The organism is Lelliottia nimipressuralis, assembly GCF_004115925.1.
Taxonomy (GTDB): domain Bacteria; phylum Pseudomonadota; class Gammaproteobacteria; order Enterobacterales; family Enterobacteriaceae; genus Enterobacter; species Enterobacter nimipressuralis.
The window spans coordinates 32,771-54,587 of sequence record NZ_SDDX01000018.1; the positions used below are offsets into that span (position 1 = coordinate 32,771).

Below are 21,817 nucleotides of genomic sequence, written 5' to 3' on the forward strand. Positions count from 1 at the left end.
TTACACCTGCGGGAATATCAGTTCCAGAGCCTGGATTGAGTCTTCCCAGTCGGCGCGTTCAAAAATACCTTGTTGCAAGAACGCTTCCAGTTGCGGCCAAAGCGTAATCGCCTTGTCCAGCATCGGGTCGCTGCCTTTGGCATATGCCCCCACGCTTACCAGATCGCGGTTGCGCTGGAAGCTTGAGAGCAGTTGTTTAAAGTTACGCACGCGGGCGTAATGTTTTTCGCTGATCAGCGCGGTCATCGCACGGCTGATCGATGCTTCAATATCAATCGCCGGATAGTGGCCCGCTTCGGCCAGACGACGCGAGAGCACGATGTGACCGTCGAGGATCGCACGCGCCGAGTCGGCAATCGGGTCCTGCTGGTCGTCGCCTTCGGTCAGAACCGTGTAAAACGCCGTCACCGAGCCGCCGCCGCTAATGCCGTTACCCGCGCGTTCAACCAGCGCAGGCAGTTTGGCAAACACCGAAGGCGGATAGCCTTTGGTCGCCGGTGGTTCGCCGATTGCCAGCGCGATCTCACGCTGCGCCATCGCGTAGCGGGTGAGGGAGTCCATAATCAGCAGCACGTGCTGGCCGCGATCGCGGAAATCCTCGGCAATACGGGTGGCGTACGCCGCGCCCTGCATACGCAGCAGCGGAGAGACATCTGCCGGTGCGGCGATGACCACGGAACGTGCGCGGCCTTCAGCCCCGAGAATGTTCTCGATAAAATCTTTTACTTCGCGGCCACGCTCGCCAATCAGCCCGACGACAATCACGTCGGCCTGGGTGTAACGCGCCATCATGCCGAGCAGCACCGATTTACCGACGCCGGAACCGGCGAACAGGCCCATACGCTGGCCGCGCCCGACCGTAAGCAGGGCGTTGATCGGGCGCACGCCCGTATCCAGCACGTGTTCAATGGCGGTACGTTGCAGCGGGTTAAACGGCTGGGTGATCAGCGCACCGGTTTCGGTGGTATCCGGAGCCGGCAGGCCGTCGAGCGGTTTACCTGCGCCGTCGAGGACACGGCCTAACAGCGCCGGACCGAGCGGCAATTGCTTCCCGCTGTGCAGCCCGTCGCCGGCATTATTTTTCGCATACACGCGCGCGCCGGGCAGAATACCTTCCACCTCTTCCAGCGGCATCAAAAACAGTCGCTGGCCGTTAAAACCGACGACTTCGCTTTCCACTTCGCGCGTTTCATTGGCGTCCTGACGTTCAATCACGCAGGTCGCGCCGAGAGGCAACTGCAAGCCGGTGGCTTCCAGAACCAGCCCGGTTGCGCGGGTCAGACGCCCGTAACGACGAACCGATGGCAGTTGCGCCATCTTCGTTTCAAAATTGTCGAGCGTGTTGAGCCAGCGCGTGAGACGGGCGGTCATCAGACAACTCCCGGTGCAGCCAGGCGGCACAGTTCCTGCCAGCGCGTGGCGACGCTGGCATCCAGATCGCCTTCGTCGGCAGAGACTTTGCAGCCGCCGTGATGTAACGACGGATCGCCGCGCAGACGCCAGCCGTGCAGGCTCAGCGTCGCGCCCAGCATCTCTTCGACCCGCTGGAGATCGTCAGGGTGTACGCGCAGCTGAGGTTTACCGCTGAACAGCGGCTCCTGCTGGAGCAGACCCTGGATCTGTTTTATCAGCGCCGAGTTATCCACCACCGGCGTATGCCCAATCACCTGACGTGCCGCTTCCAGCGCCATCTGCATCAGGCGTGAGGCGATCACGCTATCCAGCGCGTCGAGGGTGTTCTGAAATTCGCTCACCAGCTGCTGCATCCGGGCATGGATCGGCGCCTGCTGCTGGCGAGACTGCTCAAGACCTTGCTCCAGGCCCTGCGCTTTGCCTTCTTCATAGCCTTGCTGGTGGCCCTGATGGCGACCTTCGCTCAGACCGGCGTTATAGCCTTGCTCATGCGCCTGCATTTGCAGCTGCGCCAGCATCTGCGCACGCTGCTCTTCTTCGCTCAGCTCTGGCGCCTCTTCGTCTGGTTCTTCCGTGAGGGAAGGGGCCAGCGCGGGCATAAACTCCGTCATCGGAGGGGCCAGATCGTCAGGAGTCCAGCGCTTCCACGGCAGCTCCTTAGACATACGCATCGTCTCCGCTGCCAATCACCATCTCGCCGGTTTCGGCCAGACGACGAACGATAAGCAGGATCGCTTTCTGCTCGTTTTCCACCTGAGACAGACGAACCGGGCCACGGTTGGCAAGGTCGTCGCGCAGGATATCCGCCGCACGCTGGGACATGTTGCGCAGGAATTTCTCGCGCAGCGGCTGCTCGGCACCTTTGAGGGCGATAAGCAGGGATTCGGAATCCACTTCCTGGAGCAGGCGCTGAACGCTGCGATCGTCGACCTCGACCAGGTTTTCGAACAGGAACATTTCGTCGATAATTTTCTGGGCCAGCTCGCCGTCGAATTCGCGAACGGCGGTAATAACGGCTTCTTCCTGCTGGGTTTTCATCAGGTTGATGATTTCCGCTGCAGTTCTCACGCCGCCCATTTTGCTGCGCTTGAGGTTCTGGCCATCGAGCAGGCTGTTCAGCACTTCGGTCAGTTCCGCCAGCGCGGCCGGCTGGACACCCCCGAAGGTGGCGATACGCAGCATCACGTCGTGACGCAGGCGCTCGTCGAACAGGGCCAGAATATCTGCCGCCTGACCACGTTTGAGGTGGACCAGAATGGTGGCGATAATCTGCGGGTGCTCGTCGCGAATCAGGTCGGCGGCGCTCTGCGGCTCCATAAAGTTGAGCGTTTCGATGCCGCTGGCGGTATCGCGCGTCTCGAGAATGTCTTCCAGCAGGCTGGCAGCACGCTCCTCGCCCAGGGCTTTGACCAGGACGGAACGCAGGTAGTCGTTGGCGTTGACGTTGAGGGCAGCAAACTGTTCTGCTTCCTGCTCAAACTCCGCCAGCACTTCGGTCAGCTGTTTGTTAGAGATCTGACGCACGTTCGCCATCGCCGCACTGAGCAACTGCACTTCACGCTGGGAGAGGTGTTTGAACACCTCTGCCGCACGGTCTTCACCGATGGTCATCAGCAGGATGACGCTTTTATCTTTACCGCTTAGATTACTCATCTTCGTTACCCATCCACTGGCGAATCACCAGCGCGACGACGCGTGGATCGTTATCGGACATTTCGCGAATACGCTGGCTCATGACCTCAGCGCCCATGCGCTGGTTGGCACGGCGTTGCTGCATCTGCTCGTCTTTGCTCAGGCGAACTTCAACGGCATCTTCCGTTTCCTGACGCGAATTCATGCTTTCTTGTGCGGCTTTCAGCTGCTCTGCGCGACGGTTGAGCTGTGGACGAATACCTTTACGCCACAGCAGCCACGCCACAATCAGTACCAGTAACCAGCGGCCTGCAGACATCAGCTGATCGATAAACGACTGCTGTTGCCAGAACGGCAGCTCGCCACCCGTTTCGTCGGTCGCCGTGAACGGAGAGTTCACTACGTTCAGGGTGTCACCGCGTTTCTCGGAGTAGCCCATGGCTTCGCGGGTCAGGTCTTCGATCTGCTTCATCTGATCGGTGGTCAGCGGCAGCGGTTTTCCGTCCGGCAGGGTTTTGTAGTTCACCACCACGGCAACGGAGAGACGCTGTACATCGCCGACGTTCATTTTGGTGTGGCGAATGGTACGGTCGACTTCGTAGTTGGTGGTCTCGTTACGGCTGGAGTTACGTGGACCCGTGCTGGCCGCCGTCGAGGTGGTCTGCTGTGCATTATTCTGCTGACCGTTCTGCTGGTTCGCCGGAGGCGTCGAAATCGGCGCCGCGTTAGCCGGGGCAGGGGTATTCGAGAGCGCACCCGGTACGCCGCCCGGATTCTGGCCGCCGATCTGCTCGGTGGTGTTCAGCTGACGGGAACGCATCACCGCCTGAGCCGCATCGCCGTTCGGGCTGTACTGCTCTTCCGTCTGCTCTTTATTGGCAAAATCGATCTGTGCAGTAACCTGCGCGTGGACGTTGCCGGTGCCAACGATAGGGCCGAGGATCGCTTCGATACGGCGCTGGACGCGGCCTTCCACGTCGGTTGCATACTTCAGCTGGGCATCGTTCAGGTCACGGCTGCTGGTATTGGACTGGGTCAGCAGATGGCCACCCTGATCGACCACGGTCACGTTACCCGGCGGCAGACCAGCTACGGCGCTGGAGACCAGATGGGTAATGGCGCTGATCTGCCCTTCGTCCAGCGCACGGCCGGGTTCGAGAGTGGCAGTTACGGAAGCGGTCGGCGATTTTTGCTCACGCACGAAGAGGGACGGTTTTGGCATCGCCAGGTGTACACGGGCCGTTTTGACCGGGCCGAGCGTTTCGATGGTTCGGGCCAGTTCACCTTCCAGCGCACGCTGGTAGTTGATCTGCTCGCTGAACTGGCTGATACCGAACTTTTCCTGATCCAGCAGTTCGAAACCGACGGCGCCACCTTTCGGCAGACCTTGCTGGGCCAGACGTAAACGCAGTTCGTGGACTTTGTCCGCAGGAACTTCCAGCGCACCGCCGTTATCGGCGAAGCGATAAGGGATGTTCATCTGGGTCAGTTGGGTGACGATAGCCCCGCCGTCCTGATCGGACAGGTTACTATAAAGGGTGCGATAGTCCGGGCTTTTCGCCCACAGGACCATCGCCACGAGAATCGCAATAGCGGCAGCGCCTGCCACGATCAACGGGATTTTAGGGTTCGCGCGCAGGCGGTTCATCCACTCGAGCGATTTATTTTGCGGTGCTGCCGATGCTGTCGCAGTCATAGCGCACCTCGTGGCTCGTTGTGGATAACGTTATTCGTGTAGTGAAACAAAACTGACTCCCGGGTCGGCAAACACGACAAAAGGTCCATATTGATGGCCCTGCCATTATTTGATGATTCGGGATTTTCTATTCGTCAAATAACCTGGTTTTTTAACGCTATTTACCGCCATTATCTCATTGACAAGGTGCTAGTCTTGACCCCGTAAAAAACCATCCAGGGGAGAGTCATGGCAATACAAGGCATTGAAGGGGTGATCAGCCAGTTGCAGGCAACGGCGATGACAGCCCGTAATCAGGACGTTACGGACACACAATCGACGGTCAGCTTTGCAGGACAGCTGCACGCCGCTCTCGATCGCATCAGCGACACGCAAAACGCGGCACGCGCGCAGGCAGAGAAGTTCTCCCTCGGCGAACCCGGTGTGGCGCTAAACGACGTGATGACCGATTTGCAAAAATCATCGGTCTCTTTGCAGATGGGTATTCAGGTGCGTAATAAGCTGGTTTCAGCTTATCAGGAAATGATGTCCATGCAGGTTTAGGTTAGCTAACCTAATGAAATATAAAATTAATAACCATCAGATCCCACTGCGTGGGGCATGGATGGGGCAAACTCACTCAATTTTTGGTTAAGGATGAGTACCTGGTTCTGGTTATTTTCGGACATCCAGGATCCGTACACCCTATAAACCCTTTGCGCGTCGGTGTGGCCCATTTGCTTCGCAATGAAGTTTGGGTTGGCACCGGCAGCTCATGACCAGCAAGCCTATTCACAATCGCCGTCCTCTGGTATTAAGCCCTGAGTCAACTCATGAATGCGTCAGTACGTCGGTGGTAAAGAGACTGGCGAGATAATCATTGATGGCGCGGTGCCGTCAGATAGGTTGGTATGGCACCCGGTGTCGCCATCTGAGGGGGATATACGCAATCAAGGCTACCCAGTCAATACATAGGGAGCTTCTTCGACATGACATGTTCTGAAATTCAGTAATAGCTCCGCCAGTAATTACCGTCCATTGAGCGCGGGGCTAGCGTTTCAGAAGTTTATTCTTGCGATAGAGCCTGAAAAGACGCCTCAAACCAGAGGGGATTGGCTGAGGCGTGAAAGAGGCGGGCAGTTAAAGTAATGCTTCTTCCCTAGGTAGCGACGAATAGGGAATAAGCGTACCGTCTTTCTTTAACACCATCCGTTCATCATTACAGATCTCATCAGAGATAAGATTGCAATTTACGTAAGTGGAAGGTTCGTTGATACCCACCAGTTGTGTGATCAGAGGTATAAGCTCAAAGCCTGAACGTGGAGCGCTGATTGTCTTCTTCTCTGCCATATCAGAAGTCGTTAAAAACATGGGTACATCATAGTTATTTTGATACTGATCCGCATGCTGGAAACGTTCCTCGACGGTTCCCTTGTCGACTACTTTAAGGCCATGATCGGCAAAGTACACCATAGCCCATGTGTCGGACCCTTTACGCAGCATTTCATAAACATTGCTTATCAATGCGTCTGTATTTTTTATGCTCTGGACATAGCAAGATACTTCTTTGGATCGATAAAACGTATCGTAATGGTCGTTAGTTCGCACGCATGCGACAGGGTGTGACCCCATAAGATGAACAAAAATCGCCTTCTTCCCTTTACGAGCCAAAGCCTCTGATAGCAGAGGGAGCATTTTATCATCCGGGCTATACAGGAATTTGTTTGAAGACCCGTTCTTTACAAAGTGATAATCGTCAGCTTGCTTACCTGCGAGCGATACAGGGCTGTCTGCGCTACCAAATACCCCTTGGTTTGAAATCCAGCTGGTGTAATAGCCATTTCTGCTGAGTAAGCGCACGATGCTGTTGTTGTACTCAATGAGGCCATTTTTGACGCGATATAATGAATGAGTTAAAGACAAAACAGTCGCAGGCCCGCTTGAAATATAGTTAGTAAAAGTGATACCAGGTGCTGATTGCATGAATGGGGTATTATTTACCGGGAAACCATAAGCAGACATAAAATCTCGGCGAACACTTTCCCCAATGAAAATTATCAATGTGTCATAGGTGTGATCGTTGGTATTGGATATCCACTCGTCAGACATCTTTACGTTTTGTTCATAAAATTCTTTATCTGCATTCACTTGTTTGTAAGCGCTGAAAGCATCACTAACGAAGCGAATTGGCGGATAATGTGAATCTAAGGGAGAGAAAGTACTGTCATTATACGCCGCCTTTATGGGCATACTGAAAAATGTAATAAAACTGACTATTGAAAGGATACGCGGCACCACAAAGGACGTTTTCGACTTGAGAAGGGAGCAGGAGATGCCCATAAGTATAATTGACAGTGATATCAACCACTTCCATATTGAAATCGATAATAAAAATTCTATCGTTTCTGTTTTGTCCGTGTAAGTCATGGAAGTCATGGCATTAAGATCAGGAGGCCCGAACGTTAGGCCAATTGGGCAATAGAGGGCAGCAATAATCGCGCCAGACATACACACTACAGAATATGTAATTTGACTTTTGAAGGTGAACAACAAAATGGAAGTGAACAAGCTGTATACAACCGCCAGGCCATAACCAAACGCAGAGTTAAAAAGAAAGGAAAATGCAATGTTCGCAAAAACAAACATGCCAGTAGGAGTAATAGCGTTACGGAAGAACATTAGAATTTTTTCCCAGACGGAAGCGTATATAGCAAACAGGTGTTGGGCACGGATATTAACTTTAATTTTATAATGATTTGTATGATGTTATCAAGGTTTGCGCATAGGGTGTTTGTAATGTGGATTACATTTACTTAACAGGGATGTACGTAACGCATACGCGGTTTAACGCGTTAAGGTGTGACAAGAATGTTGCATGCACAATCTGAAATTGACTAAATTCATCAAATATTATTATAAAGATCGCGCAGCATTTCTTTGCGAAATTCTGACCTTTGGTGAAGAAATCAGCGCTCGATCAAATTTTCATTTTTTTTAAAACAGAGAGCTAGCGTCCGGCTGATGACGCGCAGCTATCCTGCGACGATAAGAACCGATTAGGGCCCGGAGTATAAATACTGCGCTCTCGAGCAATGGACCTTTGAGCATGGTGTTGAATTGCGATTAATCCAGCCGGGTAAGCCAACTCAGAAGGGATTTAGTGAGAGCTATAACGGTCGCTTTCGCAATGAGCACGAGTTCAGCGATATTTTCATGCCTGAAAAATTACTAATGGCTGGGGCAGGTCACGCTCATCCATTTTTTAAGCGCTCCTGAACGATCTTTGTCGATTTCAAAAATTACATGCTCTTATGCATGTCGATGCAGGTGTCGTTCCCGCATCTTACGCTGGCAGCTTTAACGCTTTAATGCCACAATCTTTTTTTTCTTCGCAGGCAGGAAAGATGATGAAAAAAATGATCATGGCTGGCGCGTTGCTGGCATTAACGGGATGTGTGCAGGTCGATAATTATCAGGACGTGATTAAGCATCCTGTTCCCTCAAATCTGGCGGGCTACTGGCAGACCAAAGGGCCGCAGAGCAAAATGGTGAGCCCGGAAGCGATCGCCACGCTGGTGGTGACAGAGCAGGGCGATACCCTCGATTGCCGACAGTGGCAGCGCGTGATTGCGGTGCCGGGTAAAATCATGCTGCGTTCAGATGATTATTACAACGTCACCAGCAAGCTGGATATCTATCCGCTCGAACGCGATGGCAACACGCTGGAATACGATGGAATGGAGTTGCAGCGCGTCGACCGTCCAACGGTGGAGTGCGCAGATTACCTGACCAAAAATCCGCTTGAGAGCCAGGTGAAGTGAGTGTTTGCCGGGTAAGCGAGAGCGCCACCCGGCAAGCCATCCCCGTTACAACACATCCTCCATCACCCAGATACTTACGCTGCCGCCATTGCAGGTGAATGTCCCTTCGCCCTCGGCGCTGGTGGTGATCGTCTCTTCGCGATTGCCGAGGAAATCTTTCCAGTTCTTGTTGCCGTAATTATCCCCAAGATTAATCACTTTTTCGCCGTCGTCTCCGTTGGAGAGCACCACGACGCAGCCCGGATCCTCATCCGTCCCGCTGCGGCTGAACGCAATGCAGTTAGGATGATCGAACCACAATGTCTGCACGCCGTGGGCGAAACGCTGGCGGGCCAGGATCAGCTCGTGAAGCTGTTCGATTACCGGCATGTCAATGTGGTAGGTTTCGCCGTCGCCGCCGGTGTCGTCGTAGCTCGCCCCGAACAGATCCGGATAGAACACGCTCGGTACGCCGTTTTCGCGCAGTAAAATCAGCGCGTAGGCCAGCGGTTTAAACCAGGCTTCGACCGGCGCTTCCAGGGCCTGCAACGGCTGAGTGTCATGGTTGGCCACAAGCGTGACGGCATGGAACGGGTCGGCTTCAACCAGCGTGCCGGTGAAGATCTGGCTCATGTCATAGTCGCGGCCCTGGCGGGACGCTTCATGGAATTTCATCTGCAGCGGGGCGTCGAACAGCATGGTTTTGCCCTCCACCTGATCGATATAGTGCTGCAGTTTGTCGACTTCGTGGGACCAGTATTCGGCCACGATAAACAGCGGTTTGGGGGCCACTTCCTGGACGTGTTCGATCCACTCTTTATAGAACCAGGCCGGAATGTGCTTCACTGCGTCGAGACGAAAACCGTCGCATTGGGTTTGCTCCATCACCCAGCGCGCCCAGTATTTTATTTCTTCCGTCACGGCGTGATTGCGGAAATCGATGTTTTCGCCCATCAGATAATCGAAATTCCCCATCTCATCATCGACCTGATCGTTCCAGCCTTCGCCGGTGTAATCATTGACGATCTTAAAGATGCTGTCCTCGTTGGGGTTTTCGATATGGTCGATACCGCTGAAGCATTTGTAGTCCCAGATAAACTCGGAATACTGCCCGGCTCGAACGGGGAAGGTGTAGCGGGTCCAGGCTTCGCATTCGATGATTTCATCGTCAATCTGGGTGCGATCCTGCTCGTTCACACGCTGCACGCGGATTGGCTCTTTCTCATCCGCGCCCATTTTGTGGTTCACCACCACGTCCAGCAGCACCGCGATCTCATTGCTTTTTAAGGCATTGATGGCTTCGAGCAGTTGGGCTTTATCACCGTATTTGGTGGCGACGGACCCTTTCTGGTCAAACTCACCGAGATCGAAAAGATCGTAAGAGTCGTATCCGACGGAATACCCGCCCGATGCGCCTTTGTAAGCCGGAGGCAGCCAAATCATGTTGATGCCGATCTCGTTGAGATTGGGCGCCAGTGCAGTGACTTCCTGCCACAGCTCACCGCCTGTGGGGTAATACCAGTGAAAACATTGTAATAGAGTGGGGTTTTTCATCTTCCGTGCTCCAGAAGCCACTATTGGCGAATCTCTGGAGTATGGATGATAAACCGCAAATGTGGATTACTGATTTATCTCGCCGGGAAACAAAACGTTACCGGAGAGTTTTCCGTAAGTAATATTCACATTTTTCTGCTTTCCAGTCTGGGCAAGAAGGCCGCTCAGTTCTTCCATACGTTCCTGAAGCAATACTTTGAGCGTCACTTCATTCTGCAGAACATTCTTCAGAATCGCCATCGCCTGATCCTGTATATGCTTACTGTCAGGCGGGAAGGGGGTTACGCTTATCTGTTCTACCAGCGTAACATAGGCAACCTCCTGTTCAATAAGCTCATCCCATTTCCCGGATTGAGCAAGGCTCAGCATGGTATTGCTGAGCGCAAAAAGTGCATGCCACTTTTTTAGGGATAAGCTGGAGTCGTTCATCAAAATTGATCCTGCGTGGGAGGAAAACCTGGGCTGATTTGTTTCCAGGCGTCGGAAATATTTTGCAGCAGTGCTTCAACTTCAACGATAGCTTCGACGTCGTTTCGCAAGTTAGCGTGCAACAAACGGCGAATCATATAGTCGTAAAGTGCTGAAAGGTTATGGGGAAGGGTGCCCCCAACCTCCATGTTCAGTCCAGCTTTAAGGCCATTGTCAATGATGTTAATGGCTTTCGATAGCGCTTCCCCTTTAGCAGGGATATCACCCTGCTCAAGGAAAAGGCGCGCCCGAACCAGCGCGCTATGGACACCGTCGAATAGCATGACAACCAACTGGTATGGGCTGGCACTCAAGACGGCAGATTCAACACCTACCTTCTGATAGGCCTGTACACCAGAATTGCTATACATAGTGGTATCTTCCTTATGACGACTTGGTACTGAACTGCTGATTCAGATAAGTGGCAGTACCGTTGAATTTAGTGACCAGTGCATCTAAATCGCTAAATTGTTTTTTATAACGCGCCATCGTGGCATCAATCGAGAGTTCCATTGCTTCGTAACGCTTACCGATGGATTTCAGCGTGGCGTTAATCCCGTCTTTCGCATTTTGAATAACCCCTTCTTTGCCCACAGAAGTACTGAGCATATTGGTGAGTTTGTCATTCATTTGAGTTGCGAAACCGGTGGTTTTACCGTCACCGACAAAGTAAGCCTGCACACCAGCCGGATCATCCGACAGCACTTGACTCAGCTTTTTATCATCAATTTTAAGATTACCGACGGCGCCATCAGCACCTTTCAGCGGATCCTGGGTAATCCCCAGCTGAGCCATAATGGCATAGGAGCCCGCCTGGACATTGGTCAATAAAGAGCGCAGATCGGACTGTACTCCCCTGATAGTGCTGTCACCCATCAGTACGCCATTGCTGGAAGACTGGGCTGTGGCACCTGTCGCAGGTGGTTCGTATTTGGTCAGAGCCGCAATGGTGGACTGCAACGAGTTATAAGCGGTTACCCAGTCGGTAATCGCCTTTTTGTTATCGTCTGTAGCACGCGTGACCGACAGCGTTTCATCTGCAGTGCTTGGTGCTTTCAGGGTTAAGGTGACCCCAGGCATGGCATCTGTAATAACATTGCTCTGACGAACGATGTCGATACCGTTAACGTTGACAACGGCATTCTGTGATTTGACTTGCTCATTGAGCGCACCACTGCCAATCACATTGTTCAGCGTATCATCACCGGTCACCGTTACGGTCATATCCGAATCAGTGCCGGTTGTTTTCGACGACAGCATCAGACGGTAATCACCGTTATCGGCTTTGACCACGCTTGCGGTAACGCCACCGTTGGCTGCGTTAATGGCTTTAGCGATGCCATTCAGGGAGGTATCACCGTCAGCCAGTTTCACCGTCATCGGTTTGCTGTCTGCGCCAGCCTGAGTGATGGTGATGGTACGGGTATTATCCGCGGTGGTGCCGCCGAGCTGTTTAGTATTGCTATCAATGGTGTTTGGCGCGGTCGTCAGAACCTGGCCTTTAGCAATCTTACTGACATTGATCGTAAACTCGCCGACGTTGGCATTGGTCGACGTGGTCGCAGCAAACGCAGTATTGGTGCTGGTAACGGAAGTAGAGTTCCAGGTATCCGGATTGCCAAGCTTAGCGGCAGCAGTTTGCAGGCTGGTCAGGGCACTTTGTAATTTGCCGTAGCCGGTAATCTGCGCGTCGTATTTGGTTTTCTGCGTGGCGATGGCCGTAAGTTTTGTCTCTTCTGCAGCCTGTAACTTATCGTACAGGTCTGACAGCCCAGGCATTCCCACCCCGAGGTTACTGATAGTCGCCATACATTATTCCTTGTTAATGGTTGTTTCAGACTTATATCGGCCAGCGCAGGAAAAAGTTTACGGTAAGCCAAAAAAAATAAATCGTGGAATTACGCCATTAAATTAAGGCTTATAAGAGATTAGCCCCGCGTGTAGAAATTAAAGCTCGAGGATGACCTCAATGCGATAACGCAAAACAGTTATGGAAAAGGGCGGTTTTACGCGAATGAAAGAGAGGTTTAGGTAAAAATATGGAAAATAAATCATTAAAAAACAGCATGTTAATAAATTGCTTCGATATTTTCTAAAGTCTCTTTCCAGAGCGTCGATAACCTTCATGACGGTGAGAGACGCCGTGAGTGTTAGGCACCGACCTAAAAACATAATTTAAGGAATTTAATCATGGCCGTAATCAATACAAACCTGTTGTCCCTGACTACTCAGAACAACCTGAACAAATCTCAGTCTTCCCTGGGCACCGCTATCGAGCGTCTGTCTTCCGGTCTGCGTATCAACAGCTCTAAAGATGATGCTGCGGGTCAGGCGATTGCAAACCGTATGACCTCTCAGGTTAAGGGTATGACTCAGGCTGCGCGTAACGCCAACGACGGTATCTCCCTGGTGCAGACTGCTGAAGGCAACCTGAACGAGATCAACACCAACTTACAGCGTATCCGTGAACTGGCAGTTCAGGCAGCGAACGACACCAACGGTTCAACTGACCTGACCTCAATCAACACTGAAATCACACAGCGTCTGTCTGAAATCGACCGTATCGCTGGTGGCGCTAACTTCAACGGTAAGAGCCTGCTGAACGGTTCAGTGTCTACCTCCCTGAGCATTCAGGTGGGCGCGGGTACTTCTGCGAACGACACCATCAAAATTGACAGCACTGCGCTGATCAACGCAACTTCTGGTACTCTGAGCTCCACTCTGAGCACCTCCATTACGGACAACTCTTCTGCACAGACCGTAATCTCTGCAGCAGACGACGCTATCGCGAAGATCGATGGTGCACGTTCTAACATGGGTGCGATTCAGAACCGTTTCGAATCTACCATCAACAACCTGAACAACTCTATCACCAACCTGTCTGCTGCTCAGTCCCGTATCCAGGACGCTGACTACGCGACCGAAGTTTCTAACATGTCCCGCGCGCAGATCCTGCAGCAGGCTGGTACTTCTGTCCTGTCTCAGGCAAACCAGGTTCCTCAGGCGATGCTGTCCCTGCTGCGTTAATTTCGCAAAAATTTCAAAAAAGGTTGCTGGAAACAGCAACCTTTTTTTTTTGCTTACGGGTTATCACTGAACTCAGGAATACATCATTCTGACAGTGAAAACGCCTCAGAAATACGATCTTTTTTATCAAAAAATCTAAAGTCTTCTTATTACCCGTCGATAACATTAATAACGGTGAGAGAGCCGTGAGTGCCAGGCACCGCCCATAAACTATTTTGAAGGAATTTAACCATGGCTGTTATCAATACAAACCTGTTGTCCCTGACTACTCAGAACAACCTGAACAAATCTCAGTCTTCCCTGGGCACCGCTATCGAGCGTCTGTCTTCCGGTCTGCGTATCAACAGCTCTAAAGATGATGCTGCGGGTCAGGCGATTGCAAACCGTATGACCTCTCAGGTTAAAGGTATGACTCAGGCTGCGCGTAACGCCAATGACGGTATCTCCCTGGTGCAGACTGCTGAAGGCAACCTGAACGAGATCAACACCAACTTACAGCGTATCCGTGAACTGGCAGTTCAGGCAGCGAACGACACCAACGGTTCAACTGACCTGACTTCAATCAACACTGAAATCACACAGCGTCTGTCTGAAATCGACCGTATCGCTGGTGGTGCTAACTTCAACGGTAAGAGCCTGCTGAACGGTTCAGTATCTACCTCCCTGAGCATTCAGGTGGGCGCGGGTACTTCTGCGAACGACACCATCAAAATTGACAGCACTGCGCTGATCAACGCAACCTCTGGTAGCCTGAGCACCACTCTGAATACTACCATCGCGGACAACGCCACTGCACAGACCGTAATCTCTGCAGCTGACGACGCTATCGCTAAGATCGATGGCGCACGTTCTAACATGGGTGCGATTCAGAACCGTTTCGAATCTACCATCAACAACCTGAACAACTCTATCACCAACCTGTCTGCTGCTCAGTCCCGTATCCAGGACGCTGACTACGCGACCGAAGTTTCTAACATGTCCCGCGCGCAGATCCTGCAGCAGGCTGGTACTTCTGTCCTGTCCCAGGCAAACCAGGTTCCTCAGGCGATGCTGTCCCTGCTGCGTTAATTTCGCAGAACATTCAGAAAGGGTTGCTGGAAACAGCAGCCCTTTTTTTTGTCTTTATTTCCCTAATTACGTCAATAGTGCCCATTTCTAATATCGAAAATAAGCCGATGATTTAGGTTTTGTTCCCGCCATTATGGTTGCCGCCTCAGTGTTAAGCTCTCATTCTCTGCAGCATTGGCTCAAAAAAACACTAAAACAGGTAAAGCATAAAAATGACTCAATACGCTCGTACCCGAGCCTTGCACCAGTTTTATCGGGATGTCTTTTCCCGTACGATTTATTTGCCTGAAGCCGATGCTCTGCCTGCGCATCTCGTGGTCGAAATTCTCAACTACGCCAGTTCCGATCTCAATGTACTCGAAGCGAAATTGTGGGATGCAGAAACCGATTTAGAACCGGAGCAGGATCGCGCTTTAAAGCTGATGATGAGCGCCATTGCGCTTGCCAATGAGGCATTTGATGGCCGTTCTGACGGACCGCTGGCACCAGAAAAAGTCGCGCTGATCACCGGTCAGGTGGTGGAAGCAATGCAGCTTTCAGATAACGTCAATTATCTGGTGGCGGCGATTCAGATCCTGTTCCGGGTCAATGAGATCGACTCGGTGCTGTTCCTGATCTCTAATAACCTTTCAACGCTCAGTGAAACGCCATGTGTGCTTAAAATCCTGCTGCTCATCAGCCTGATGGAAGAGGATTACAACCAGGCGCACATCGTCATCCAGCAGTTAACGTCCAATGCCGATCTGATTGGCGAAGACCGTATCACGCTGGTGATGGTGGTGTGCTGTATCTACAAGCTCGGCGGTTATCCCGATTCGTTTATTGATTTCAGATCCCTGGCTGAACCTGCGCCAACGCTGGATGCATCCCGTTATGAATGGTTGATTGCACCGGAAGAGAATGGCAAAACGACCGTGCTGGTGGCCTGCGACAAAGGTTACTACTACGAACACGCCGTCGCACTGCTGCTCTCAATTTACGAAACCAACGGCACCGCGCTGAACGTCCATTTCCATATCTATAACTGCGACGCCGAAATGATCTCGCATTTGCAGTCCCTCGGAAAAAAACTGCCAGGGTTGTCGATTTCATTAAGCAGCGAATATTTTGCCGCCGTCAAAGCGGTCAACGTGCATTACGCCTGCCGCCGCTTTGTTTTCCTGAGCCATGCCATCGAGAAAATTAACGGCCCGATCATGGTACTGGATGCCGACTGCCTGGTGAGAAAACCCTGGGCCGAGGTAAAAACACGCTTCCAGGATAACGAACTGATCTTCTCGCATCATGAGGGACTGCCGCTCTGGGAACAGATCCCGGCCGGCTTCGTCTATACCCGCGGCGGTGAGGTGTCGAAAAAGTATTTCGCAGCGGTTAGTCACTTTATCGACGTTAATCTCTCCACTGACAAAGCGGAATGGTTCCTGGATCAGATTGCCCTCTCTTTTGCTGTCGATACGTTACAGCCGGTTGAGCAGATGCGTATTGGCCGTGAACCGACGGAGCAACTTATTGATATCCGTCATTCCGACATTGCATTTAGCTGGGTTGTCACCACCAAGAAAAATGTTGCCGGTCCTTATCAGGACTACAAGCAGCAGTTGTATAGCAAATATCTGCCTCAGGCCTGAAGCCCGGCAAAGAGCGTTTCATTCATTATTTTGGATAAGTTATCGTGACAAGCGTTTACTCTGCCTCTCGCTACACCCCCGCTGCACTCAACGCGGCGGCCTCGCTTTATCGCGCTGAGGCGGTTGCGCCCGCACAGGCGCGGATTCTGGAGTTGGGATGCGGGCAGGGTGAATCACTCATTGCCAATGCGCTGGCCTGGCCAGAAAGCGTGGCGATAGGCGTGGATATTGATGAAGACGACATCGCGCGCGGTCAACAGCAGATTGCGAATTTCGCATTGGCGAATATTGAGCTTCATCATGCCGGGCTTAGCGATCTGCTGGTCTCTGATTTAGGCGAGTTCGATTACATCATCCTGCGTGGTCTTTTCACCCTGATGGGTGGCGAGGAACGCACTGCTCTGTTGGCCTGGTGCCAGGCGCACCTTTCCACTCAGGGCATGGTGGCGATCCACTGGCAGGTATTGCCTGGCGCAGGTGATACCAAAACGTTGCAGCATGCGCTCAGTTTTCACGCCAGTGGCGCAGAGAATATTGATGCCCAGCTGGATTCCGCACGTGGAATGCTCAGCTATCTGGCGATGACCCTTCCTGATGGTGAATTAAAAAATCAGGTGACTCGCGCAGAGCAGAGCAGCGATCTGACGCTCGCGTTTCGTTATCTTGGGAATATCAATCAGGCCGATTATTTTGCGGATTTCCATCAGCAAATTACGGATGCGGGTTTTAGCTATCTCGGGGATGCCGTTCCGCAGTGCGAGGTGGCAAGCACCTACGGCACTCAGACAGACCAAATGCACAGTCTGATTAGCGGCTGCGGTCTGCGTGAGAACAGTCAGCAATATCTGGATTTTGCCGTTAATCGCCGTGAGCGTTTTAGCCTGCTCACGCATGCAGCGATGCATAATGGCGTTGAAGCACCCGATCTGAAATCGGTAGAACATTTGCACTGGGCTGGCTGTTTCAAGCGTCAGATGAACCGTAACGGGGTAATGGCTAACGGTCATATCGGGCTGGATGGCACGCCGCTGAAAACGGACAATACCACCACCCTGCAAGTGCTTGATGTACTAACGGAAGTCTGGCCGTTAAGCCTGACTTTTGAGCAACTGCTTTTCCACTGCCGCTTCCCTGAAAGTAACATCAGCGATCACCGCGCGGAACTGGTTGCGTCACTTCAGGATCTGCTGGCGAATTCGATCAATGGTTTACTAGTGAGCGCCGTACCATGGCTTATAACGTGGCGACAGACGCTGCGTTACGCCCGATTGTTTGCCTGACTGAAGACGCGTTTGCAGAGCAGGAAAGTATTAGCCTGAGTAACTACTGGGGACAGAGCGTCACCCTTAACCCTGAAGAGTGGGCATTTGCCACGGGCGGAATGACATTCAACGATGCGTCAAGCTGGACGCTGTTCAGCACGCTTCGTGATAAAGGCCTGTTGACCGGCTCGATCGATGCCTGGCGTATCGCCCTGCAAAGCTTTATGAAATCCAATGATGTGGCGGTGATCAAGCAAGTTTATATCGCCCTGCTGATGTTTAGCTGTGAACAAAAATATGGCGGTTTTTTACCCAAGGTTAATTTAACGCTCACCGTTAACGATGATGAGTACGATAGTTTGTACGATGAAGTTAACGCGTTAATAAAACAGGGGCGCCATAAAGAAGGGCGCGACCGTGTGGCGGGCCTGCTCAAAGATGATCCGGAAAATGTTCATCTGCTGCGCTGCCAGGCGCGATCCAACCTGCTGATGGGCGCATGGCTTCCGTCGCTGCTCATGACCAGTCGCCTGCTGGGGCAATTTTCCATGCACTGGGATAGCTATTTCGATCTGGCGACGGCGCTGTTCAAAACCAACGAACTGCTTGAGGCGCGCAAGCTACTGCGGGCGTTGCTGCGTATTGACGATCAAAACGCTAACTGCTGGAACCTGCTGGCGTGTCTCTATCACGAACGCCGCGAGATTTCACTTGCAGAAAAGTGTGCTCGCCGCTCAATTCGTCTTCATGCGGAAGTGCCTTATTTTCTGAGTATTCTGGGCATTATCCTCAGCGATAACCAAAAAATGGCTGATGCGCGTTACTTCCTCGAAAAAGCATTGTCGCTGAAAAGCCCTGATTTCGACTCCTTCACCAGTCTGCTGTTTGTGATGAGCCATGATGCCAGCGTGTCGCCAGCGGACCTGTTTGCGGCCCATCAGAAATATGGTCAGCAGGTTAATGAGTGGTGCGCATCACACCAGGTGACAATCGCTCATACCGGTAATAAAGATCCGCATCGCAAATTGCGCGTCGGATTTGTTTCCGGCGATCTTCGCATTCATCCGGTCAGCAATTTCTTCCTGCCGTTCTGGAACAATCTGAACCGTGAACATTTTGATTTAATTGTCTACCACACCATCGACAAGCCAGATGACGTCAGGGAGCACTATCAACAAACTGCGACCCTGTGGCGCATGGCGACAGAATACAGCGAAGCAGAGTTGGCGAAGCAAATCGCCGAAGATCAGATTGATATTTTGATCGATCTGTCTGGTCACACAACGGGAAGTCGTCTTCCGGCGTTTGGCTTTAAACCTGCACCGATTCAGATGACCTGGATAGGGTATCCAGGCACCTCAGGGCTGGAACAGATGGATTATCGTATCACCACACCAGGGCTGGGTAAGCCGGGCGAAATGGACGATCAATACACTGAAAAACTGCTCTATATGCCTCTGCGGAGCTTCTTTGCGCCGAGTGAGCTGAGCCCGGACGTTAATCCGTTGCCGGCACTCAGCAATGGCTACTTCACCTACGGCAGCTTTAACCGGCCTAAAAAACTCAACAATGAAGTCTTCGCCATTTGGGCGCAGATCATGTCACGTAATCCAACCGCGAAGCTGCTGATTGGTTTTATGGATGATGACGAGATGATCGCCCGGTATCGCAAGAAGCTCTGTGCGCTTGGCGTGCAGGACTCGCAGCTGATTTTCCGCAAAACAACCAATCTCGAAAACTATCTGCGGATGCATCACGAGGTTGATCTCTTGCTCGACTCCTTCCCGTATACCGGTGGAACAACCACCAGTCACGGGGTCTGGATGGGCGTACCGACGCTCAGTATTGCAGGGGCAACCACGTCTTCGCGACAAGGTGTTGAAATCATGCATATTTACGGCTTGCAAACATTTATTGCAACCAGCCAGCAGGATTACATCGAAAAAGCTATCGCGTGGCAGACCCGTCTTCAGGAGCTGGACGGCTGGCGGCAAAGTATGCGTAAAAACATGCCGGTCAAGCAGGATGGTTTTGACGTTGCTGCGCCGCTCGAAAAGGCACTACGTAAGGCCTGGGAGATCTACTGCTCCGGGCAATCTGCGCAAAGTTTTACGGTTGAAGAGTAAGAGCCGGTTCCTCAGGAATGATTGGCTAAAAGGCGGGTTCGTGGCGGCATGATGTCGTCTTCGAGGGCAAATACAGTTTTTTGAAGGGTCACTAATGAAAAATAATGTCTACGTCACGAGTCCGCTGCTTCCGCCGCTGGAGGAGTTTATTCCCTACCTGGAACAAATTTGGAAAAACAAATTTTTAACGAATGGCGGTCAGTTTCACCAGCAGCTTGAGAAAGCGCTGGCGGAATATTTGGGCGTTGAGCACCTGTGTCTGTTCTCTAACGGAACCCTCGCGCTCTTGACGGCACTGCAGGCGCTGCGCATTACGGGCGAAGTCATTACGACGCCATACTCCTTTGTGGCGACCTCTCATTCACTACTGTGGAATGGCCTGACACCGGTTTTTGCCGACATCGACCCTGTGACCTGCAATATCGACCCGGCGAAGATTGAACAGCTGATTACACCCGCCACATCCGCGATCTTGCCCGTGCATTGTTACGGTATTCCTTGTGATGTAGACGGTATTCAGAAGATCGCCGATGCTTGGGGTTTAAAGGTTATCTACGATGCGGCTCACGCGTTTGGCGTAAAAAAGGATGGGCAAAGCGTGCTGAATTGCGGCGATTTGTCGATTCTCAGCTTCCACGCCACCAAGGTCTTTAACACCTTTGAAGGCGGTGCAATTATCTGCCCGGACGCCCGGATGAAGCAGCGTATCGACTATTTGAAAAACTTTGGCTTTGCCGGTGAGACAACCGTCGTGGCGCCGGGCATCAACGCCAAAATGAACGAAGTTCAGGCGGCATTTGGCCTGGTCCAGTTGCAGCACATTGATGGCGCACTGGCGGCCCGTCGGGCCATTTATGAGCGCTACTGCGAACTGTTGAGCGACATTGACGGTATTGCGTCTTTCAGCGCGCCGGGCAATGTGGAGTGGAATCACGCCTATTATCCGATCATCGTGAACGAGACGTACCCGATCAGCCGCGACCAGCTTTATGACGTGCTCAAGGAGGAGAATATCTATTCTCGTCGCTACTTCTACCCGTTAATCAGCTCATTCTCCATGTATCGCCATTTACCATCGGCCAGCCCGCATAACTTGCCTGTTGCAGAAGGTATTTCGCAGAAGATCCTCTGCCTGCCAATCTATCCGGATTTGACTGAGCACGACCAGGATCGCGTTGTGGCAATGATTCGTCAGTACAGCGCCTTACCCGCCAATCAACCTCTGGTGGTCCATGTGGACGGGGAGGTGGCATGAAGCTGGGAATTTACGGTGCCGGTGGGCTTGGCCGCGAAGTGTTAATGCTGGCTCAGCAGCTGAATCAATCATCCCGTTGGGAAGAGATCTTTTTCATCGATGATGTGACGAATGAAAATGTGGTGTCCGGTGTTCCGGTTCATCGCTTCGCCCTGTTGGATCATTACTGCACCGAAGTGGTGATCGCTATTGGCGAACCGGCAGCGAGACAACAGCTGGCAGCGAAAGTGCGTGCCAAAACGAACCTTGCGACGCTCATCCATCCATCAGTTTTTATTCCGCCGGGTAACCATATCGGCCCAGGTGCGATTATTTGCGACCACGCGTTTATCTCCTGTGATGTCGTCATTGGCGAAAATACGCTGATTCAGCCGCACGCCAGCGTCGGCCACGACACGCATGTCGGCCCACACAGTGTGATCTCCAGTAACGTAACGCTGGCCGGGCACTGTGTGGTGGGACAGCGCGTGTTTATCGGCATGAATTCTGCCGTCAAAGAAAAAACAACCCTGGGCGATGACGTCATCGTTGGTATGGGCAGTGCGGTGTTTAGCGATATTGCCGATGAAACCGTCGCACTGGGTAACCCTGCTCGCGCCATGCGCAAAAACGAGCAAAAGAAAGTTTTTAAATGAGTGTTTTGTCTGGAGCTATACGTAATGACTAATTTAACAAAGTACAACGCGATTTTTGTTGAAACCTTTGAAATCACGGAAGATATCCTGCCGGGTTACCAGTATCAGGATACGCCATCATGGGACTCAGTCGGCCACATGAGCATGATTGCTGCGCTGGAAGAGACGTTCGACATCATGATGGACACCGAAGACATTATTGATTTCTCCTCCTGGGAAAAAGGGAAAGAGATCCTCAAAAAATACGATGTTGAAGTCGTCTGACGCGAGGAGA

At 52.2% G+C, this 21,817-nt stretch carries 19 protein-coding genes and 2 pseudogenes; 11 read left to right on the plus strand and 10 right to left on the minus strand.

Going from position 1 to position 21,817, the window contains the following annotated elements; translation table 11 throughout:
• Genes fliI through fliF form a run of 4 tightly spaced genes read right to left on the minus strand, consistent with a single transcriptional unit; the run spans nt 1 to nt 4,741 of the window.
• The gene (fliI, locus tag ETG88_RS14545; protein ID WP_100779696.1) at nt 1–1,371 is read right to left on the minus strand and encodes a flagellar protein export ATPase FliI; all 1,371 of its coding nucleotides are present in this window, start codon (nt 1,369–1,371) and stop codon (nt 1–3) included.
• Complete coding sequence (gene fliH, locus ETG88_RS14550) at nt 1,371–2,078, minus strand: flagellar assembly protein FliH (RefSeq protein ID WP_100779697.1); 708 nt, start codon at nt 2,076–2,078, stop codon at nt 1,371–1,373. Before fliH ends, fliI begins: the two co-directional genes overlap by 1 nt.
• Nucleotides 2,071–3,066 (minus strand): flagellar motor switch protein FliG, encoded by a 996-nt coding sequence (fliG, locus tag ETG88_RS14555; RefSeq protein ID WP_100779698.1) that lies wholly within the window; start codon nt 3,064–3,066, stop codon nt 2,071–2,073. Before fliG ends, fliH begins: the two co-directional genes overlap by 8 nt.
• Complete coding sequence (gene fliF / locus ETG88_RS14560) at nt 3,059–4,741, minus strand: flagellar basal-body MS-ring/collar protein FliF (protein ID WP_100779699.1); 1,683 nt, start codon at nt 4,739–4,741, stop codon at nt 3,059–3,061. The genes fliG and fliF overlap by 8 nt, the downstream gene beginning before the upstream one ends.
• Nucleotides 4,742–4,969: 228 nt before the next feature.
• Here fliF and fliE point away from each other — a divergent pair, with 228 nt between their 5' ends.
• The gene (fliE, locus tag ETG88_RS14565; RefSeq protein WP_100779700.1) at nt 4,970–5,284 is read left to right on the plus strand and encodes a flagellar hook-basal body complex protein FliE; all 315 of its coding nucleotides are present in this window, start codon (nt 4,970–4,972) and stop codon (nt 5,282–5,284) included.
• A gap of 26 nt (nt 5,285–5,310) precedes the next feature.
• On the opposite strand, the pseudogene ETG88_RS14570 reads toward fliE, so the two are convergent.
• Together ETG88_RS14570 and ETG88_RS14575 are read right to left on the minus strand one after the other, a co-directional pair.
• Nucleotides 5,311–5,508: pseudogene (locus ETG88_RS14570) on the minus strand (integrase); the annotation flags it as partial.
• A gap of 352 nt (nt 5,509–5,860) precedes the next feature.
• On the minus strand, nt 5,861–7,399 hold the full coding sequence (locus tag ETG88_RS14575; protein ID WP_129035645.1) for a phosphoethanolamine transferase: 1,539 nt from the start codon (nt 7,397–7,399) through the stop codon (nt 5,861–5,863).
• Nucleotides 7,400–7,747: 348 nt separating this feature from the next.
• On the opposite strand from ETG88_RS14575, the pseudogene ETG88_RS14580 reads away from it, so the two are divergent.
• Nucleotides 7,748–7,951, plus strand: a pseudogene (locus ETG88_RS14580) (integrase core domain-containing protein); the annotation flags it as partial.
• A gap of 176 nt (nt 7,952–8,127) precedes the next feature.
• Nucleotides 8,128–8,541: a lipoprotein YedD gene (gene yedD, locus ETG88_RS14585; RefSeq protein ID WP_100779702.1), complete on the plus strand. Its 414-nt coding sequence runs from the start codon at nt 8,128–8,130 to the stop codon at nt 8,539–8,541.
• Between the two features lie 45 nt (nt 8,542–8,586).
• Here yedD and amyA read toward each other — a convergent pair whose 3' ends face one another.
• The 4 genes from amyA to fliD form a co-directional block, all read right to left on the minus strand.
• Nucleotides 8,587–10,074: an alpha-amylase gene (gene amyA, locus ETG88_RS14590; protein WP_102104023.1), complete on the minus strand. Its 1,488-nt coding sequence runs from the start codon at nt 10,072–10,074 to the stop codon at nt 8,587–8,589.
• A 66-nt stretch (nt 10,075–10,140) separates the two neighbouring features.
• Nucleotides 10,141–10,503, minus strand: coding sequence for a flagella biosynthesis regulatory protein FliT (gene fliT / locus ETG88_RS14595; protein ID WP_100779704.1), 363 nt, complete (start codon nt 10,501–10,503; stop codon nt 10,141–10,143).
• The gene (gene fliS / locus ETG88_RS14600) at nt 10,503–10,913 is read right to left on the minus strand and encodes a flagellar export chaperone FliS (protein WP_100779705.1); all 411 of its coding nucleotides are present in this window, start codon (nt 10,911–10,913) and stop codon (nt 10,503–10,505) included. The genes fliT and fliS overlap by 1 nt, the downstream gene beginning before the upstream one ends.
• Nucleotides 10,914–10,926: 13 nt before the next feature.
• A complete protein-coding gene (gene fliD / locus ETG88_RS14605; protein ID WP_129035646.1) occupies nt 10,927–12,351 on the minus strand; it encodes a flagellar filament capping protein FliD in 1,425 nt (474 codons plus the stop codon).
• 381 nt (nt 12,352–12,732) lie between these two features.
• Between fliD and ETG88_RS14610 the strand changes: the two genes are divergently transcribed.
• The 8 genes from ETG88_RS14610 (at nt 12,733) to ETG88_RS14645 (ending at nt 21,807) form a co-directional block, all read left to right on the plus strand.
• Nucleotides 12,733–13,569 (plus strand): flagellin N-terminal helical domain-containing protein, encoded by an 837-nt coding sequence (locus ETG88_RS14610; RefSeq protein ID WP_100779707.1) that lies wholly within the window; start codon nt 12,733–12,735, stop codon nt 13,567–13,569.
• Between the two features lie 231 nt (nt 13,570–13,800).
• Nucleotides 13,801–14,637 (plus strand): flagellin N-terminal helical domain-containing protein, encoded by an 837-nt coding sequence (locus ETG88_RS14615; RefSeq protein WP_100779708.1) that lies wholly within the window; start codon nt 13,801–13,803, stop codon nt 14,635–14,637.
• A 212-nt stretch (nt 14,638–14,849) separates the two neighbouring features.
• Nucleotides 14,850–16,265, plus strand: a complete 1,416-nt coding sequence (locus tag ETG88_RS14620; RefSeq protein WP_129035647.1) for a hypothetical protein — start codon at nt 14,850–14,852, stop codon at nt 16,263–16,265.
• Nucleotides 16,266–16,309: 44 nt separating this feature from the next.
• Nucleotides 16,310–17,545: a class I SAM-dependent methyltransferase gene (locus ETG88_RS14625; protein WP_129035648.1), complete on the plus strand. Its 1,236-nt coding sequence runs from the start codon at nt 16,310–16,312 to the stop codon at nt 17,543–17,545.
• On the plus strand, nt 17,494–19,653 hold the full coding sequence (locus ETG88_RS14630; RefSeq protein WP_129035649.1) for an O-linked N-acetylglucosamine transferase, SPINDLY family protein: 2,160 nt from the start codon (nt 17,494–17,496) through the stop codon (nt 19,651–19,653). Before ETG88_RS14625 ends, ETG88_RS14630 begins: the two co-directional genes overlap by 52 nt.
• A gap of 94 nt (nt 19,654–19,747) precedes the next feature.
• Entirely contained in the window at nt 19,748–20,908 is a 1,161-nt protein-coding gene (locus tag ETG88_RS14635) for a DegT/DnrJ/EryC1/StrS family aminotransferase (protein WP_129035650.1), read from the plus strand.
• Nucleotides 20,905–21,543: an acetyltransferase gene (locus ETG88_RS14640; RefSeq protein ID WP_129035651.1), complete on the plus strand. Its 639-nt coding sequence runs from the start codon at nt 20,905–20,907 to the stop codon at nt 21,541–21,543. The genes ETG88_RS14635 and ETG88_RS14640 overlap by 4 nt, the downstream gene beginning before the upstream one ends.
• A gap of 24 nt (nt 21,544–21,567) precedes the next feature.
• Nucleotides 21,568–21,807 (plus strand): acyl carrier protein, encoded by a 240-nt coding sequence (locus ETG88_RS14645; RefSeq protein WP_129035652.1) that lies wholly within the window; start codon nt 21,568–21,570, stop codon nt 21,805–21,807.
• Nucleotides 21,808–21,817 lie beyond the last annotated feature (10 nt).

Excerpts from the sequence above, each read along its gene's own strand:
- fliI (WP_100779696.1), bottom strand. The coding sequence starts at position 1,371 with ATGACCGCCCGTCTCACGCGCTGGCTCAACACGCTCGACAATTTTGAA.
- fliH (WP_100779697.1), bottom strand. The coding sequence starts at position 2,078 with ATGTCTAAGGAGCTGCCGTGGAAGCGCTGGACTCCTGACGATCTGGCC.
- fliG (WP_100779698.1), bottom strand. The coding sequence starts at position 3,066 with ATGAGTAATCTAAGCGGTAAAGATAAAAGCGTCATCCTGCTGATGACC.
- fliF (WP_100779699.1), bottom strand. The coding sequence starts at position 4,741 with ATGACTGCGACAGCATCGGCAGCACCGCAAAATAAATCGCTCGAGTGG.
- fliE (WP_100779700.1), top strand. The coding sequence starts at position 4,970 with ATGGCAATACAAGGCATTGAAGGGGTGATCAGCCAGTTGCAGGCAACG.
- ETG88_RS14575 (WP_129035645.1), bottom strand. The coding sequence starts at position 7,399 with ATGTTCTTCCGTAACGCTATTACTCCTACTGGCATGTTTGTTTTTGCG.
- yedD (WP_100779702.1), top strand. The coding sequence starts at position 8,128 with ATGAAAAAAATGATCATGGCTGGCGCGTTGCTGGCATTAACGGGATGT.
- amyA (WP_102104023.1), bottom strand. The coding sequence starts at position 10,074 with ATGAAAAACCCCACTCTATTACAATGTTTTCACTGGTATTACCCCACA.
- fliT (WP_100779704.1), bottom strand. The coding sequence starts at position 10,503 with ATGAACGACTCCAGCTTATCCCTAAAAAAGTGGCATGCACTTTTTGCG.
- fliS (WP_100779705.1), bottom strand. The coding sequence starts at position 10,913 with ATGTATAGCAATTCTGGTGTACAGGCCTATCAGAAGGTAGGTGTTGAA.
- fliD (WP_129035646.1), bottom strand. The coding sequence starts at position 12,351 with ATGGCGACTATCAGTAACCTCGGGGTGGGAATGCCTGGGCTGTCAGAC.
- ETG88_RS14610 (WP_100779707.1), top strand. The coding sequence starts at position 12,733 with ATGGCCGTAATCAATACAAACCTGTTGTCCCTGACTACTCAGAACAAC.
- ETG88_RS14615 (WP_100779708.1), top strand. The coding sequence starts at position 13,801 with ATGGCTGTTATCAATACAAACCTGTTGTCCCTGACTACTCAGAACAAC.
- ETG88_RS14620 (WP_129035647.1), top strand. The coding sequence starts at position 14,850 with ATGACTCAATACGCTCGTACCCGAGCCTTGCACCAGTTTTATCGGGAT.
- ETG88_RS14630 (WP_129035649.1), top strand. The coding sequence starts at position 17,494 with ATGGCTTATAACGTGGCGACAGACGCTGCGTTACGCCCGATTGTTTGC.
- ETG88_RS14635 (WP_129035650.1), top strand. The coding sequence starts at position 19,748 with ATGAAAAATAATGTCTACGTCACGAGTCCGCTGCTTCCGCCGCTGGAG.
- ETG88_RS14640 (WP_129035651.1), top strand. The coding sequence starts at position 20,905 with ATGAAGCTGGGAATTTACGGTGCCGGTGGGCTTGGCCGCGAAGTGTTA.
- ETG88_RS14645 (WP_129035652.1), top strand. The coding sequence starts at position 21,568 with ATGACTAATTTAACAAAGTACAACGCGATTTTTGTTGAAACCTTTGAA.